We start from the raw sequence: 16,700 nt of genomic DNA on the forward strand, positions 1-16,700 counted from the left end.
TCACAATAGAAAATTAATGATGAGGTTTGCCATGTTTGGCTGGTATCAAGGATTAAGTTTACGTTGGAAGCTCACACTTCCTTTGCTTCTGTTGGTTGTGCTGGTGTTGTATATGGGCTTGCATGCGATCAGTACGAGTAAAATGCTGGGCGGGAATGCGGCGACTATTGCGAAGGTTAACTTGCCCGAAATTCAATTGCTGATACAAGCTGATCGGGACCTTTATCAATCGCTGCTTGCTGAGCGAGCGTTGTTGCAGCTCGATAGCAGCAAGCATCAAGACTTATTCACGGAGCAAGGCGACAACGCCAAGCAGGCGCAGGATCGGGTTTATCAATCGCTTGACCTTTCTGATACGGCTACTGCTGCCGAGCGGGAGGAGTTTACCCGGCGCTACAATGCGTGGAAAATTCAGGCCGCCGACGTTATCAATTCTGCACGCCTTTCCGATGAAGCCAGCCGCACAGCTGCGCTACAAAAATCCTATGGTAGCGCTGCCGACGCTTTTGGACATTTGCGTGATTATATTGATGAGCTACAAGAAAAGCGCTTGGCTCATGTCGATCAATTCACTGTTCAAATCGATGAAAACCAATCAACCAGCTCTGCACAGTTACTAGCGTTAGTGGTTGTTGGAACGCTCGTGAGTTTATTGGCAGCTTATTTTTTGCCGATATTGGTTGCCAATCAAGTCCGCCAGATCAGTCATCGTATTCAAAATATTGCGGAAGGCGATGGTGATTTAACGGCTCGCTTACCTGTCAACACCAATGATGAATTGGGGCAGCTGGCTACTAACGTCAATCAATTTATTGAAAAACTACAGCGCATCATTGGCAGTGTATTAGCGAATGCGGCAGAGGTTTCCAAGGCGGCAGAGTCTTTGTTGGTTGTATCCAGCAATAGCCAGTGCGCTGCAGATGACCAATGCCATGCAATTACCATGGTAGTGACCGCCGTGAATGAGTTGACCATGGCGATTCAGGAGGTTGCGCGCAATACCAGCAATACTGCGCAAAATACCAAAGAAGCGACGGCAATTACTGATCGCGGCCAAGAGCGTATCCATCTTGCCGTTGAACGTGTACAAGGTTTGGCTACACGGATTAGTGAAACCGCAGAGTTTATGTTGCGCTTGGAAGGAGAGGCGAAAAATGTAACTTCCGTTATTGATGTCATTCGCGGTGTTGCTGAACAGACCAATTTATTAGCGCTCAATGCGGCAATTGAAGCCGCGCGTGCGGGTGAACAAGGGCGAGGTTTTGCGGTGGTGGCTGACGAAGTGCGTACGCTGGCTAGCCGCACACAGCAGTCGACTACTGATATCCACGGAATGTTGAGTAAGCTGCAGCAGGGCGTCCAACATGCGGTGGATGCAATGGGTAGTAGTGCAGCTATGACTTCAGAAGCGGTTACCTCTGCCACTGAGGCAGGGGATTCATTAACGGGAATAAGCACGGCAGTAAAACAAATTTCAGATATGACTTTGCAAATCGCCACAGCAGCAGAAGAGCAGAGTTCAGTTACATCTGAAATTGATAAAAATTTGGTGCAGATTAATTCGTTGGCAATGAATAATGCAGAGGGCGCGTCCAAAACTGCAGTGGAAAGTCAGCGTTTGAATGAATTGTCTATCCAGTTGCGCCAATTGCTGATGCAGTTCAAGGTGTGATTCTAGCTTTATTGTAGAGATACAAAAAAACCGGGTGTTGACGCCCGGTTTTTTATTGCTTGAGCAATTTGATTTAAATACTAGATCGGTAGCTGCGTAGTAAATTTCACTTGCTTCAACGCAAACGCCGAATTGATCGAGCCAATATTCGGCAAATGGATCAGGGTTTGTTTCATCAGTCGTTCGTAGTGCTCTACGCTTTCCACCACCACCCGCAAGACATAATCTTTTTCACCGCTGGTTGAGTAGCACTCAACTACTTCCGGTATTGCCTGCACCATTTCCTCAAAGGCTTCTAGTGAGCTGGCATCGTGGTTTTTAATCGTGATGTAGGCGTGGACAGTCACCCCCAGGTTAAGCAGTTTGGGGTCAAGCAGGGTCACTTTACCGCGAATCACTCCTTCTACTTCCAGCCGTTTAAGGCGGCGCCAGCAGGGCGTGTGCGACAGGCCAATCATATTGCCTAAGTCTGCCATCGAGTAATCGGCATTCTCCTGAAGGGCGCGCAAGATCTTGCGATCATATTCATCGAGTTCTACTGACTTGGCCATGAAAAAGTAATCCTGAAAAGCATGATTGATATTGAGGCATTCTAGGATGAAAATTTTCATATGACAATAAATTGAGGATGTATTTAACAGTAACGTCCTAATTAACTCGGTGATATATTAAAAATTGCCATCTTATGGTGCTTTTCTAGGAAGAGGCTCAACCGGCATATTGTGATTGGGGTCATGGGCGTGTATCGTAACGCCTCTTTTGTTGGGCATTTTGTGCCGTGTTCGAGGACAAGGGTATTCCCCATTTGGCCCGATAAAAATAATGCTGAGGAGCAATCCGAGATGAGAGTGATATTGTTGGGCGCGCCCGGTGCTGGTAAGGGTACTCAGGCGCAACTGATCATGGAGAAGTTTGGCATTCCGCAAATCTCCACTGGTGATATGTTGCGTGCCGCTGTAAAAGCAGGCACATCCTTGGGCTTGCAGGCGAAAGACATTATGGCCGCTGGCGGTCTGGTACCGGATGATCTGATTATCTCCCTGGTAAAAGAGCGCATTGCCTCCAGCGATTGCACCAATGGTTTCTTGTTTGATGGTTTTCCACGCACCATCCCCCAGGCGCAAGCGATGTTGGATGCCGGTGTCGATATCGATCACGTGATTGAAATTCATGTGGCAGATGAAGAGATTGTGTCCCGCTTGAGTGGCCGCCGAGTGCATGAAGCCTCTGGCCGCGTGTACCACGTTATTCACAATGCACCTAAAGTAGCCGGGCACGATGATCTGACGGGTGAGCCGCTGATCCAGCGCCCTGATGATACCGAAGAGACCGTGCGCAAGCGTTTGGGTGTATACCATGACCAAACTGAACCACTAGTCGGTTTCTACCAAGGCCTTGCGGCTTCAGGTAAAACCAAAGTGCCCAAATACACCCGTATTAGCGGTATTGGCAGCGTCGATTCAATTCGCCAGCAACTGCTGACTGTATTGGGTTAATCTAAATCAATACAGCAAAACTAGGCTCTACGGAGCCTATTTTTTTGTCCCGTGTTTCATTGTGTTTACTGTCAATTTTTCTGTGTTCCTCCTATGAGCCTGATTCTCGCCCTGGATTCTTCGACTGATGCTTGCTCTGTCGCACTCTATGCCAATGGACAACTGGATGTCCGGTTTGAGCTGGCCGCCAAAAGCCATACCCAACGGTTGTTGCCGATGGTGGATGAGTTGCTGGGCGACAATAGCCTCAAGTTACATGACCTTGATGCTATTGCCTTTGGCCGCGGACCGGGTTCATTTACCGGATTGCGGATTTGTATGGGAATAGTGCAGGGCTTGGCATTTGGTGCGCAGTTGCCAGTGATCCCTGTATCCACTTTGGAGGCAATGGCATTAGGTTATTACCGCGCAAATCCTGAGGTTAGCTTGCCTGTATTAGTGTCGTTAGATGCTCGTATGGATGAGGTTTACTGGGGCTTATTTACCCGTACAGGGGATTCAGTCTCGGCCTTGAGTGATGAGTTTGTAATGAAACCTGAATTGCTGTCTGAGCAAGATGTTATCCGTTCGCTGGCAGGGCAGTTTATCGCTGCTGGACCTGGATGGCATTATCCGGCAATGCAGGTGCTGGCCGCATCCACTATAGTGGTTGATTCCCAACCCCAAGCTGAAGATATGGCTTTAATTGCCGCGCAAGTCTGGTCTGCCGGTGGTGCGATTGATGTACTCGATGCCCAACCAGTGTATTTGCGCGATACTATCTCCTGGCAAAAGCGCCAGCGTATTCGTAATCCCAACTAGATTTTGGTGAGTTTATTATGACTGCCTCTTGTTCCATGGTGGATTTCAACACCGGTTTGCTCGAGTTCCTGTACTCATCCCCCACAGCTTTTCATGCCACTAAAAATATCGCAGGCAAATTGTTGGCGGCTGGTTTTATCCCGCTTTATGAGGGTGATATCTGGCAGCTTGAGCCTGGCAAGCGCTATCTGGTGATGCGCAATGATTCATCGATTATTGCGTTTGTGTACGGTAAATCACCGTTGTTGGACTCAGGTATCCGCATGCTGGGTGCCCACACCGATAGCCCTTGTTTGAAAGTGAAACCGCGTGCAGAGCTAAATCGTCGCGGTTATTTTCAGCTGGGTGTGGAGGTCTATGGCGGTGCTTTGTTGGCTCCTTGGTATGACCGTGATTTATCCATGGCGGGGCGGGTGACATACCGCGATCAATCCGATCAAATCGCCAGTGCATTGGTTGATTTTGAGCGCCCTGTCGCGGTGGTACCGAGCCTTGCCATACATCTGGATCGCGAAGCCAACAATGCCCGTTCAATCAATGCGCAAAAAGATATAGTGCCGCTGTTGTTGCAGCTTCCCGCTGAAGATGCGGCCTTGCCGGACTTTCGCGGATTGTTGCACGCCGAGTTGCTGCGCCAGCAACCGGATCTCGCAATCAAACAAGTGCTGGACTACGAGATCAGCCTTTACGATACCCAGCCACCGGCCATAATTGGTTTTGAGCAAGATTTTATCGCCAGTGCACGGCTTGATAATTTATTGAGTTGTTTCATTGGGTTGCAAGCTTTACTTGAAGCTGATGATCAAGTTTCCAGCCTGTTGATTTGCACTGATCATGAAGAGGTTGGCAGCGCTTCTTGCTGCGGAGCCAAAGGCCCGATGTTGCAACAGTTTCTTGAGCGGCTATTGCCCGATGGTGAAACGCGCGCGCGCGTAATTGAGCGATCGATGATGATATCGGCCGATAATGCCCACGGTATTCATCCTAACTTTATGGATAAGCACGATGAAAACCATGGCCCGCTGTTGAACCGCGGCCCGGTTATCAAAGTCAACGCTAACCAGCGGTATGCAACGACCAGTGAAACCAGCGCCTTCTTCCGCCTGCTGTGTGAAGCGGCGGAGGTGCCGGTGCAAGAATTTGTGGCGCGTACTGATATGGGTTGCGGCAGTACTATCGGCCCGGTGGTGGCATCAGAGGTTGGAGTGAAAACGATTGATGTTGGATCGCCCACCTTTGCCATGCACTCCATCCGCGAGCTCGCAGGTGCCCGTGATGGCTGGTATCTCTATAAAGCGGCAGTTGAATTTTTTAGCTATAGCAAAGCACCTTTTGCCTTAATTTCCCGCAGCTAATGGGTGTGCAGAAACTTTGAGCAAGTCTTTTTGGCTGAGCGGTTGTATTATTGTGATGAAAGTGCAATCGCTCGCAATCCGGCTGTGATCCAGTACTAATACTGACGACAAGCCTGACTCTTGTAGCTGTCGGCTGTTTATACTCGCGCATATTTCTCTAATAAAAAACAATTTATTATTTTATCGATAGTCAGAATTAAGCCTTTGTGATTAGCGTTGAATGATCCTGATTAGAGTTTAGTGGAGTCGAAAATGGCGATTAGCCTTGATGTATTAGCGTCTTTTGCGCCTTTTAATACCCTCAATCATGAATATTTGGTACAGGTTGCCGAGAAAGCCGCACTACGGGAAATCACCAAGGGAGCGATCATTTTTAAACGGGGTCGCCCGTTTCCTGAAAAAGTGTATTTGGTCAGTGGTACGGTAGATCTTATTGATTCCAGCTTTCAAGTGAATACCATCAACCCTGCGAGTGAATCACGTCGTTCGCCGCTCAATATCACCCAACCAACCCAGGTCTCTGCTGTCGCCAAGTCCGATGTCACCCTCTTGTCGGTTGATAGCGATTTTCTCGATCTGGTGCTTGCCTGGAGTGAATCCAGCGATGAAGAGGCTGATTTATCGGGTGTGAGCCTGCACGATGACAGCGATTGGATGTCATCGCTATTGCAGTCCCCATTATTTAGTCGCTTACCTCCGGCGAATATTCGCCAACTGTTTATCCGTTTCAAGGCGCAAAAAGTATTGGCCGATGAAGTTGTTATCAAGCAGGGCGAACGCGGTGATTATTTTTACGTGCTGGAATCCGGTAGTGCGATGGTGATGGATACGGCGGGAAAGATTTTGGCGGCGCTGCGCCCCGGTCATTATTTTGGTGAGGAGGCATTGGTTGGTGATACCACGCGCAATGCCACCGTAAAAATGATTACTCCCGGCAAGGTAATGCGCTTGGATAAAGAAGATTTCCGTGAGTTGCTGCAAGAGCCGGTGCTTAAATATGTGAGCGCCGAGGATCTCAAAGCGCGTGCGACGGATCTACCTGCTTATCAAATCCTCGATGTACGTTTGCCACTTGAACGGCGTGCCCAAGCTGTTCCTGATAGCCGCAATATCCCGCTCAACCAATTGCGCAACAATCTCAAAAATCTGGATGATACAGTGACCTATGTAATCACCGACGATTCCGGCCGCCGCTGCGACGTAGCCTCGCACCTGTTGACCCAGGCAGGCTTTGACAGTTGTATCCTGCGCGATTCTGCTCGCTACTACTCTGGTTTGTAATGCCGGCTCAAGCAAGCTGCAAATTTTTGTGGCTTGCCTGTATGATGGCGCCCTGATTTTTATCGCCACACCAACTGGCTATCCATCGATAGAGATAGGGCATCATGAGTAAACAACGCGTATTAACCGGCATTACCACCACAGGCACTCCGCACCTCGGCAATTACGTTGGCGCCATTCGTCCCGCTATTCAGGCGAGCCAAAGTGCAAATGTGCAGTCCTTTTATTTTTTGGCGGATTTTCATGCGCTGATCAAATGTCAGGATCCGGATCTGGTTCATCAATCCACCCGTGAAATTGCCGCTACATGGATGGCATTGGGGCTGGATACCGACAACGCGATTTTTTATCGCCAATCTGATGTGCCTGAAATTCCCGAGCTGTGTTGGGTTCTTACCTGCAATGCAGCGAAAGGGTTAATGAATCGCGCCCACGCCTATAAAGCATCAGTTGATGCAAATCTCGAAGCCGGTGAAGATACTGATTACGGTATTACTATGGGGTTGTATTCCTACCCGATTTTAATGGCCGCCGATATTTTAATGTTCAATGCCAATAAAGTTCCTGTAGGTCGCGACCAAATCCAACACATCGAAATGGCCCGCGATATTGCCGCACGTTTTAATCATCACTACGGTGAACATTTTGTGTTGCCAGAGGCGCAAGTGGATGACAATGTGAATGCGGTATTACAAGGGTTGGATGGCCGCAAAATGAGCAAGAGTTACGGCAATACCATTCCGTTATTTTTGCCGGAAAAACAACTGAAAAAATCGATTAATAAAATCCTTACCAATTTACTTGAACCAGGTCAGGCAAAAGATCCTGATACTTCCCCGGTATTTCAAATCTGGCAGGCATTCGCGACACCAGAACAAACTGCGCAGATGCGCCAACAGTTTGCTGAAGGTATTGCCTGGGGCGAAGCAAAACGCCAATTGTTTGAATTGATCAATGGTCAGTTAGCGGAGGCGCGTGATAAGTATGAATCGCTTTTGGCAAACCCCGTCCATATTGAAGAAGTGCTGCAAAAAGGCGCCGCAAAAGCGCGAGCTTACAGTCAGCCGTTGCTGGAAAAAGTGCGCGAGGCTGTTGGGATTCGCAAAATAAAATAATTGTATTTTGTGCAATAAAAAATCCCCGCACGTGTAAACGGCGGGGATTTTTTATTGTGTTGTTAGTGTTATTGTGGTGATAATTACTTGGTTAGTGTCGCCACCACTTTTAATACTGCCGAAGTCAATTTGCTTAATTGATCTTTGCTGATAATAAACGGTGGCATTAAATAAATAACATTGCCGAATGGTCTTATCCATACGCCCAACTCTACAAACATTGGCATTAACTTGCTGGTGTCCACCGCATTCTCCAGCTCGACCACGCCAATCGCACCCAGTACGCGCACATCGCTAACGTAGGAAAAATCCTTGCAGGGCGCTAATTCTGCGCGCATTTGTTGGCCGATATTGGCAACGGTCGTTTGCCAATCGGAGTTGAGTAATAAATCGATACTGGCGTTGGCAACAGCGCAGGCGAGTGGGTTGGCCATATAGGTGGGGCCGTGCATAAAAATGCCGTTCTCGCCCTTGCAGATACCGTTACTGATTTTATCGTTGCAGAGTGTCGCTGCGAGGGTGATATAGCCAGCGGTGAGCGCTTTGCCGATGCATAAAATATCCGGGCTGATGCCCGCGTGTTCACACGCAAATAATTTTCCCGTACGACCAAAACCGGTGGCAATCTCATCGACGATCAACAAAATTTCGTTTTTATCGCAGAGTTCGCGCACGCGGCGCAAATAATCCGGTGAATAAAAACGCATGCCGCCAGCGCCCTGGACAATGGGTTCGAGAATTACTGCTGCAATTTTTTGGCGATGCTGCTGGATCATCTGTGCAAATTTTGCGATGTGTGATTCTTGGAATGGATCATCAAAACCGCAGGGTGGAGCTTCGGCAAACAAATGATGTGAGAGTGCATGATGAAACAAGTGGTGCATTCCCGATTGCGGGTCGCATACTGACATAGCGCCAAAAGTATCGCCGTGGTATCCGCGTTTCAAGGTCAAAAACATGGTGCGCTGCGCTTGGCCCTGTGAATGCCAATATTGAATTGCCATTTTGAGCGCAACTTCGACGGCGACTGAACCTGAATCTGAAAAGAAAACTTTGTTCAAACCCTCTGGGGTGATTTTGGCGAGGGTAGTGGCGAGTTTTACCGCGGGCTCGTGAGTGACGCCGGCAAACATCACATGCGCCATTTTGCCCAGTTGATCAATGACTGCCTGATTTAATACTGGATGATTGTAGCCATGCAATGTGCTCCACCAAGAGGACATGCCATCGATTAACACTCGACCGTCGGCCAAATGTAATTCCACGCCTTGCGCATGGCTCACTGCTGTGATCATGCCCGGTTGGGTAAACGAGGTGTAGGGGTGCCACACATGGGCGCGGTCTAAACGCAGCAAATCATGGTTGGCAATTTCTTGGGTGTATATCATGGGAATTCCACATCATTCGCACAAAATAATTATCTGCCTTGCCCAAGCTTAACGAAATTTTTTGCAAAAAGCTGAATCAATTTCATTTATTAGGCTGGGTATTAATTAAATCTGATGATCAAATCCAGTTGTTTATGCGAGAGTTTATCCATTTCGCTATTCAGCCCGTCAGCAATACTGATCTCTTGTTGTGTTTGATCGGAAATGCGCGCAATCGATTGAGTGTTGCGTTCAATTTCCAATGCCATAGAAGATTGTTCTTCTGCCGCTGTGGCAATTTGGTGGGACATCTGGTCAATCGTGTTGACTGAGTGAGAAATCGAATCCAGCGCAGTACGGACATTGCTCATTTCATGCACGCTGCGATCGGCTAGATCTAAACAATTTTTCATGTTGAGACTGGCGTCTTCAGTGGCTTTGCCCAGGTTGCCGATGATTTGTTGGATGTCACCGGTGGATTCTTGCGTTCTCTGCGCCAGCGAGCGCACTTCATCGGCCACTACCGCAAAGCCCCGCCCCTGTTCACCTGCACGCGCGGCTTCAATTGCTGCGTTCAGTGCAAGTAGGTTGGTTTGTTCGGCGATCCCGCGAATCACATCAACCACATTGGCAATTTTGCTACTGTCTTCGCTCAATTTATTGAGCACACTACCGAGGTTGCCAACGGTTTTTGATAAATCATCAATTGCGTGGCGGGCACCTTCAATAACAAGATTGCCTTTGTCCACTTCTCCAATCGCCGCTCCGGTCGCCATCGATGTTTGGTTTGCGCCGCTTGCGACCTCTTGTACCGCCAACGCCATTTGCTGCATTGCGGTGGCAACACCGGCGGTCTCTTGTTGCTGGGCGCTCATACCTTCGTAGGTTTTGCGCGCGTGATGATGAGCTGCCCCTGCTTTGTGTTGCAGCTCTTTGGCTGACTCACCAAAGCGCCCGAGTGCAGTACGCAAGCGCGATTTTATGGCGTGTTGCGCCAGTTCAATTTCACCCATAGCATCGCAGCGACCGGTGTAAATATAAGCGGCAAAAGGATCGTTGATGGTGTTGCGGGCCTCTTGTAATGCCTGTGCAATACGGTTTTGTTGCAGCACTTGCGCAGTGCCGCCGATGATAACTGCGATTACGGCAGTAGCTATGACTGAGGTGATTGAAAGCGAAGCGAACATGCCGGTAGCGACAAGTAACAATATCCAGCTTGTCAGTGCAATGAGGGTGCTACCGCCAAAGTCACTCCAAAATTTTTCCCAGGACGAATAGGGTGGTTTACCTTGGTTCAAGCGTTCATAGACATATTCCGCACGGCGAACCAGATTGGGGTCTGCTTTGGCGCGCACGGATTCATAGCCATACACCTGACCCTTTTCGCGCAGTGGGGTGATATAGGCATCGACCCAATAATGGTCACCATTTTTGCAGCGGTTTTTAACTATCCCCATCCAGGGCTTACCGGCTTTTAATGCTGTCCAGAGCATACCGAATGCCGCTGGCGGCATTTGCGGGTGGCGCAAAATGTTGTGCGGTTGGTTGAGCAATTCTTCACTGCTGTAGCCGGAAATGCGGCAAAACGTTTCGTTGCAAAATTCGATATCGCCGCGCAGGTTAGAGGAGGAGACGATTTCTTCGTGGTTGGAAAGGTGTACTTCCCTGCCGGTTACATGACCATTATTGCGCATGAGTGAATTCCTGAAATATCGACAAAAACTTGATCTTTCGTGCCCTGTTTTTGTCAAATTGCAAAAAACTCACGAGCAGATCATCTATCTTGGTTTTTCAAGCCTAGTCCAAAATTGGCGAATCTCTAGTTGCCTTATAGCCATTTAGTTTTCAGGCGGCTCGGGTGTTGGTTGACTGGGGAGCGTAGAGTTTGCCATGGACGAGTTGCGATTCGCGCAGAAATCGGGCGAGAGCGGTGCGCGTCTCTTCCTCCATATCGATAAACTCGACACTAATTTGAGTGTGGCGATAAGGGCTACGGCCGATACGAAAGGCGCAGATACGCGCGCGGCAGCGGATCTGTAATTCATCGTTGATATCGACTTCGCACATAGGCAAGAGCGCGCCATGGCGCAAGTAGGGAAGCATGTTGCCTGCTATTATCAGGCGCAGGCCGCCTGTGGAAATATCTTGCAGGGTGCCATAGCTTGGCTCCTGCCCGAGGGTACGAATTTTTACTGAGAGCGGTGATTGGTGGCCGATGATATAACGCGGGGAGCTGCGTCTGGGCATGTAGTAGACGAATTCGGGCAGGGTGATTGCAAAGCCAGAAGCATTATATGTTGAACCCATGGCGACAATATGTGCACGAATGACAAGTTGCTCGCCATTGCGGTGATGGCGCAAAGTGATCTCGTCACCCGCGTCCAATATATGCTGTTGGGGAAACAGATCGTCCAGCCATAACAGGCCGCGCTCAACATCAATTGCCAGGATCATACTTTGATAAACGCGGCTGGCGCCTGTGATTTTTACCTCCAGCAGTTGTCGTTGTTTTAGCAGCTCCCAGAGTGGGAGATACTGGTCGGGAATATGACTCTCCGGAGATATGCCGTCCTGCTCCGTAAGCGGATTTTTTAGCTCTGGGGTCTGGTGTGTGACAGAAGAGCGAAAACTTTTCTTGAACAGTTTATCGAGAAACGACATTACTACCTCCTCGCGGCAAAGATTCTCCCCTGGCGCTAATTTCGGCGGGGTTTGATAGGGGTAGGAGCAAGCCCTATGCCAGATACTTGAGATGCCAGTTTGATAAGGTGTGCGGGCGGGGCTTGCTGCTATTTCAACCATTTAGCCTGCAATTCCAGAATTATAGACCGGCAATGCCTTGCCGCGTTCCGGTGATTGATTTCAACTTGCGCGCAAAATCCGTACAATGCGCCGCTCGCCGACCCAGTCGCCGTTTGATCTACCCTCCCGCACGAGTTATGAGTCCATGAAAGAGTTACACGAACGCAAAGATCGCCTTGAATTTAACAAGCTGCAAAAGCGTCTGCGCCGCTTGACCGGTTCAGCGATAGTCGATTACAACATGATCGAAGATGGCGACAAGGTGATGGTGTGCCTATCGGGTGGTAAGGATTCATACACGATGCTGGATGTCTTGATGAGTCTGCAAAAGACCGCGCCCATATCGTTTGAGCTGGTTGCGGTCAATATGGACCAGAAACAACCGGGTTTCCCTGAGCACGTTCTGCCTGCCTATCTTGAGCAGGTGGGTGTGCCTTACCATATCATCGAGCGCGATACCTACAGCATCGTCAAAGAAGTGATTCCGGAAGGCAAGACTACTTGCGGACTCTGTTCGCGTTTGCGCCGCGGTACGCTCTATGGTTTTGCCGATGAGATAGGCGCGACCAAAATCGCGCTTGGCCATCACCGCGACGATATTATCGAAACCCTATTTTTGAATATGTTTTTCGGTGGCAAATTAAAAGCCATGCCGCCCAAATTATTGGCGGATGACAAGCGCAATATCGTCATTCGCCCGCTGAGCTATTGTGCCGAAGAGGACATTGCGCACTTTGCCGAATTGAAAGGTTTTCCCATTATTCCGTGCAACCTTTGCGGGTCGCAGGAAAATTTGCAGCGCCAAGTGGTGAAGGATATGTTGCAACAGTGGGAACGCCAATTTCCTGGCCGTACCGAAACCATTTTTTCCGCAATCCGCAATGTGCAACCATCGCAATTGGCAGATTTGAATTTATTTGATTTTGTAAATCTGAAAACCAGCAAAGATGCATCTGTTGATGATTCCGACGCGGATTCTTGCAGCATAGTGCCGCTGGCCCCCCGCACTGACAATTCGGTTCAGTATGTTGATGTGTTGGATATTCATTGAGAAAAGTTAGCGATATCCGTGAAAAAGGCCTGATTGAAAAATCAGGCCTTTTTCATTGTAAACTAATAAAAATTAATTTTTGGCGGTAAGATAAATCGTTAATTCTTGACCTGGATGAATGTAGCTTTCATCTTTCACTTTATTCCAGTTCAAAATATCTTTTTTGGATACATCAAATTTGCTGGCAATTTTGTGTAGGGTATCGCCGCTTTTAATTTGATAAGTGATTTTGTTATCTGCAGGTTGGGTAGCAGATTTATTGACCACTAATAATTTTTGTCCCGGTTTTAATTTTGCGTTAGCCGGTAATTCATTCCACTTCAGCAAATTCTTAACGCTGGTATCGTGTTTTCTGGCGATGGTCCAAAAACTGTCGCCCGATTCGATGGTGTAGTAGGTGCCGGTATTTTCTTGTGAGCGCTGGGCTATCTCTTGTTCTGCTTGGATTGCATAGGGCGAGCTCATCGGCGACTGGCCGGGAATGCTTAAACTTTGGCCAACTTTTAATTGTGATGATTTGAGATTATTAGCGGATTGAATTGCAGCAACACTGGTTCCAAAACGTTTGGCGATGGCACCAAGAGTATCACCGGATTTTACTTTGTAATCGCCAGCTACTTGCACGGTGGCGATTTTGGGAAGCTTGTCGAGGTTCAGAGTAAATTGCGCGGCATCGGCAACAGGCACAAGGAGTTGGTGCGGACCAGTGGGATCAGTGATCCATTTGTTGTAGCCCGCATTGAGATTGCGCAGCTCTTTAGGGTCAATCTCCGCCATGCGTGCCGCTTGGGCAAGGTCAATTGGTGCGCTCACGTTCACAGTGGTGAAGTAGGGGTTATTGGAAATTTCACCCAGTTCCAGATCATATTTTTCGGGGTTAGCTATCACCTTGGAGAGCGCGAGTAATTGCGGAACATAGGATTGGGTTTGTTGTGATAACGGCAGCGACCAGAAATCTGTCCCCTTGCCTTGTTTGCGGTTTTTTTCAATCGCGCGGCGAATGGTGCCTTCACCTGCGTTGTAAGCGGCGATGGTCAACAGCCAATCGCCATTGAACATGGTATTCAGACGTTTGAGGTAGCGTACGGCGGCATCGGTGGAAGCAACTATGTCGCGACGACCGTCATACCAGTGGTTTTGCTTGAGTCCGAAATTGCGCCCGGTCTGTGGCATAAACTGCCAAACGCCAAGAGCCTTGCTGGGTGATGAGGCAAAAGGGTCATAAGCACTTTCAACGATGGGAAGGAGCGCCAGTTCCATTGGTAATCCGTTTTCACGCAGTTCATTCGCAACATAATAGAGGTAGGGTTTGCTTTGTTCTGTTACTCGATCAAGGTAGCGCTGGTTGTTGGAAAGCCAGCGCAGATTTTTGTTGACCTTGGCATCACTGATTTCGGGAAAGCTATACCCATCTGCAATTTCTTCCCAGAGATTGCCGTAATCACCGGTGTGTTCTCGGAGTTTTGCACCCAGTTCGGATTCTTCGGGTGGAGTGGCGGGTTCTGTGGTGCTGGTATCAGCAACGGGTTCATCGGTCTTTTTCAAGGTGCTACAGCCAGCCAACGCAATAATCCAGGCAAAGCAGATGAGTAGCAACAGCGGGGAGCGGTTTTGATGGTTCATAGGGTCACTTGTCAGGGTTGCTTTTCCACCCCGAAGGGTTGGAAAATCCGGTTGATTTTGGCCTTCTTTATTCTTGCGTCTTAGGATTTTCATCCTATTAATTCGCCAAATAACGGCTATTTAGTGATTACCTTCGCCCTCCCTGGGGCTGTGGATCTCGGATTCTAGGTGCAGGCGTCGCATGGGTCAACGCCTAATTCGGAATAAGGGCAGCCGGTCACAACCTGCTTGAGAGCTGATCGGGAATTTGTTTGCGGTGCTTATCCTATTTAGTTTGGCAAAGCGTTTTTCAATTGGGCCAAGTGTCTTTGATTAGACGCAGAGCACCAAATATCTCTGCTGATGTTTCCGGTATTTGGTGCATTTCGTTTTCAATGAAGATTTTGATGCCAGGGTGTTGACAGCGCAAAAACGGATTTGTTCGTTTTTCCAGCAAAATATTCGAGGGCAGGGTGATACCGCCTTGCGCTCGGGTCTGTTTGACCTGCTCAAAGCGGGTGCAAAGTTCCTGGTTATCAGGCTCTACCGCGACGGCAAATGCCAGATTGGCTTGGGTATATTCGTGGGCGCAATAAATTTGGGTGTCGTCAGGAAGCGCTGCAAGTTTTTGCAAGGAATTCCACATAATTTCAGCAGTGCCATCAAATCGTCTTCCGCAACCACCTGCAAAAAGTGCGTCACCGCAAAATAGTAGCGGAGGTGATATTTCATTCCATGAAGACGAGAAATAGGCAATATGTTCCCAAGTATGACCAGGCACGCCAATGATCCTGAATGTAATTCCTGCTAACTGCAGTAAGTCGCCATCGTTGAGTTTGTGGGTTACTTGTGGGATGAATTCTGAGTCAGGGCCGTAAACGGGCACTGGCCACCGCTCCAGCAAACCTGCGATTCCCTGAATATGGTCGTGATGACGATGGGTGATAAGAATGGCAGCCAGTGTTAACTGATTGCGGACAAGGTAATCGATAACCGGCGCGGCATCACCTGGGTCTACCACGTAGACAGCGTTTGTATCAGCGCTAGGCTGAATCACCCAAAAATAATTGCTGTCGAGTGCGGGAATCGGGGTAATCATTAGCACGCTGGCGCCTCGCTAAAATGGTGCCCACTATTCTACGCCTCTCCTGCGGTATGTTTTAACGCTAATTTGTCCCTGGCTCTTGTGCTAGATTGTTGTCAGCCTTATATAAGAGCACTTGCAGTAGATGATGAGCGCGAAAAATGCATCGTAAGTTGATCAAAGCACCGCATCGATTACTAATCCGTTTTTCCGCCATCTGGAAAAAGCGTTTCGGTGTATTGCCCATGCGGGAGTCTATTGTTGACTTGACTGATTGGTTTGAATCTCCGCTTGGGCGTGCATTGCTGGAAGAAGAGCAGGAGGCAATTTCCGATGGTTTGCAGTGTGTGTTTGGGTACCATCTGTTGCAACTCGGAATCAGTGGGCGAGTGAACTTGACGGGAGAGTGCCGTATCTCCCACCGCTTTGTATTGCATCCCCAACTTGAAGATACGCTGCACAAAGATAACCAGCAGCTGGGTGCCTTGGCAGATTTCAACCACTTGCCGCTTGCGGCCGAATCCATCGATGCGGTCGTGCTCCACCATAGTCTCGATTTCAGCCAAAGCCCCCATCATTTATTACGCGAGGCAACACGCATCGTTATTCCCAAGGGGCACTTAATTGTGGTTGGATTTAATCCCTGGAGCCTCTGGGGATTGTGTGCGAGTCTTACGCGTATTGTGAAATCCCAACCGCGCTGGCGCTTTCAATATTTGCGTTTAGGTCGTTTGATGGACTGGTTGAAGCTGTTGGATATGGAGCCGATTGCGGTCTACCAAGGTTTTTTCCGGCCGCCGTTACCACAGGAAAATGCGATTAAACATTTGCATTGGCTGGAGCGCTGGGGTAAAAGGCTGCGCTTGCCTTGGGGTGGATTTTATATGGTGGTCGCGCGCAAGGATCATATCCCGCTGATCCCCATTAAACCTGCATGGCAACAATACCGCCCCTTGCGCGGTTTGGCGGTGACACGGATCCTCGGCCCCGCGCCCGGTTTGCGTTCGCACTTTCGTCTTTTGTCGCCACGATGAATACACCCAACCACAGGGTTACTTTTAAGACCTGACCTAA

14 protein-coding genes and 1 pseudogene are annotated in these 16,700 nt (G+C 48.9%); 8 read left to right on the forward strand and 7 right to left on the reverse strand.

What is annotated here, in order from left to right; translation table 11 throughout:
• Positions 1-16 precede the first annotated feature (16 nt).
• Positions 17-1,672, forward strand: a complete 1,656-nt coding sequence (locus B4E62_RS12180) for a methyl-accepting chemotaxis protein (RefSeq protein WP_331352247.1) — start codon at positions 17-19, stop codon at positions 1,670-1,672.
• Positions 1,673-1,752: 80 nt separating this feature from the next.
• On the opposite strand, the gene B4E62_RS12185 is transcribed toward B4E62_RS12180, so the two are convergent.
• Positions 1,753-2,223 carry an Lrp/AsnC family transcriptional regulator gene (locus tag B4E62_RS12185; RefSeq protein ID WP_310071099.1) on the reverse strand — a complete coding sequence of 157 codons (471 nt, stop codon included), beginning with the start codon at positions 2,221-2,223 and terminating at the stop codon, positions 1,753-1,755.
• Positions 2,224-2,514: 291 nt separating this feature from the next.
• On the opposite strand from B4E62_RS12185, the gene adk reads away from it, so the two are divergent.
• The 5 genes from adk (at position 2,515) to B4E62_RS12210 (ending at position 7,720) form a co-directional block, all read left to right on the forward strand.
• The gene (gene adk, locus B4E62_RS12190; RefSeq protein ID WP_310071098.1) at positions 2,515-3,168 is read left to right on the forward strand and encodes an adenylate kinase; all 654 of its coding nucleotides are present in this window, start codon (positions 2,515-2,517) and stop codon (positions 3,166-3,168) included.
• Positions 3,169-3,261: 93 nt separating this feature from the next.
• A complete protein-coding gene (gene tsaB / locus B4E62_RS12195) occupies positions 3,262-3,969 on the forward strand; it encodes a tRNA (adenosine(37)-N6)-threonylcarbamoyltransferase complex dimerization subunit type 1 TsaB (protein WP_331352248.1) in 708 nt (235 codons plus the stop codon).
• A gap of 35 nt (positions 3,970-4,004) precedes the next feature.
• Positions 4,005-5,324: a M18 family aminopeptidase gene (locus tag B4E62_RS12200; RefSeq protein ID WP_422653148.1), complete on the forward strand. Its 1,320-nt coding sequence runs from the start codon at positions 4,005-4,007 to the stop codon at positions 5,322-5,324.
• Positions 5,325-5,576: 252 nt separating this feature from the next.
• Positions 5,577-6,605 (forward strand): cyclic nucleotide-binding domain-containing protein, encoded by a 1,029-nt coding sequence (locus B4E62_RS12205; RefSeq protein ID WP_331352250.1) that lies wholly within the window; start codon positions 5,577-5,579, stop codon positions 6,603-6,605.
• A gap of 104 nt (positions 6,606-6,709) precedes the next feature.
• A complete protein-coding gene (locus tag B4E62_RS12210) occupies positions 6,710-7,720 on the forward strand; it encodes a tryptophan--tRNA ligase (RefSeq protein ID WP_331352251.1) in 1,011 nt (336 codons plus the stop codon).
• Between the two features lie 83 nt (positions 7,721-7,803).
• Here B4E62_RS12210 and bioA read toward each other — a convergent pair whose 3' ends face one another.
• From bioA to B4E62_RS12225, 4 genes and pseudogenes are all read right to left on the reverse strand, one after another.
• On the reverse strand, positions 7,804-9,108 hold the full coding sequence (bioA, locus tag B4E62_RS12215) for an adenosylmethionine--8-amino-7-oxononanoate transaminase (protein ID WP_331352252.1): 1,305 nt from the start codon (positions 9,106-9,108) through the stop codon (positions 7,804-7,806).
• Positions 9,109-9,209: 101 nt separating this feature from the next.
• Complete coding sequence (locus B4E62_RS12220) at positions 9,210-10,274, reverse strand: methyl-accepting chemotaxis protein (RefSeq protein WP_374725262.1); 1,065 nt, start codon at positions 10,272-10,274, stop codon at positions 9,210-9,212.
• A gap of 177 nt (positions 10,275-10,451) precedes the next feature.
• A pseudogene (locus B4E62_RS21410) lies at positions 10,452-10,781 on the reverse strand (PAS domain-containing protein); the annotation flags it as partial.
• A gap of 151 nt (positions 10,782-10,932) precedes the next feature.
• A complete protein-coding gene (locus B4E62_RS12225; protein WP_310071082.1) occupies positions 10,933-11,748 on the reverse strand; it encodes a flagellar brake protein in 816 nt (271 codons plus the stop codon).
• A 286-nt stretch (positions 11,749-12,034) separates the two neighbouring features.
• Here B4E62_RS12225 and ttcA point away from each other — a divergent pair, with 286 nt between their 5' ends.
• On the forward strand, positions 12,035-12,940 hold the full coding sequence (ttcA, locus tag B4E62_RS12230; RefSeq protein ID WP_331352253.1) for a tRNA 2-thiocytidine(32) synthetase TtcA: 906 nt from the start codon (positions 12,035-12,037) through the stop codon (positions 12,938-12,940).
• A gap of 72 nt (positions 12,941-13,012) precedes the next feature.
• On the opposite strand, the gene B4E62_RS12235 is transcribed toward ttcA, so the two are convergent.
• On the reverse strand, positions 13,013-14,563 hold the full coding sequence (locus B4E62_RS12235; RefSeq protein ID WP_331352254.1) for a lytic transglycosylase: 1,551 nt from the start codon (positions 14,561-14,563) through the stop codon (positions 13,013-13,015).
• Between the two features lie 289 nt (positions 14,564-14,852).
• Entirely contained in the window at positions 14,853-15,641 is a 789-nt protein-coding gene (gene gloB / locus B4E62_RS12240) for a hydroxyacylglutathione hydrolase (protein WP_331352674.1), read from the reverse strand.
• Positions 15,642-15,787: 146 nt separating this feature from the next.
• Between gloB and B4E62_RS12245 the strand changes: the two genes are divergently transcribed.
• Complete coding sequence (locus B4E62_RS12245) at positions 15,788-16,660, forward strand: methyltransferase domain-containing protein (RefSeq protein ID WP_331352255.1); 873 nt, start codon at positions 15,788-15,790, stop codon at positions 16,658-16,660.
• Positions 16,661-16,700 lie beyond the last annotated feature (40 nt).

The organism is Cellvibrio sp. UBA7671, assembly GCA_002483145.1.
Classification (GTDB): domain Bacteria; phylum Pseudomonadota; class Gammaproteobacteria; order Pseudomonadales; family Cellvibrionaceae; genus Cellvibrio; species Cellvibrio fibrivorans.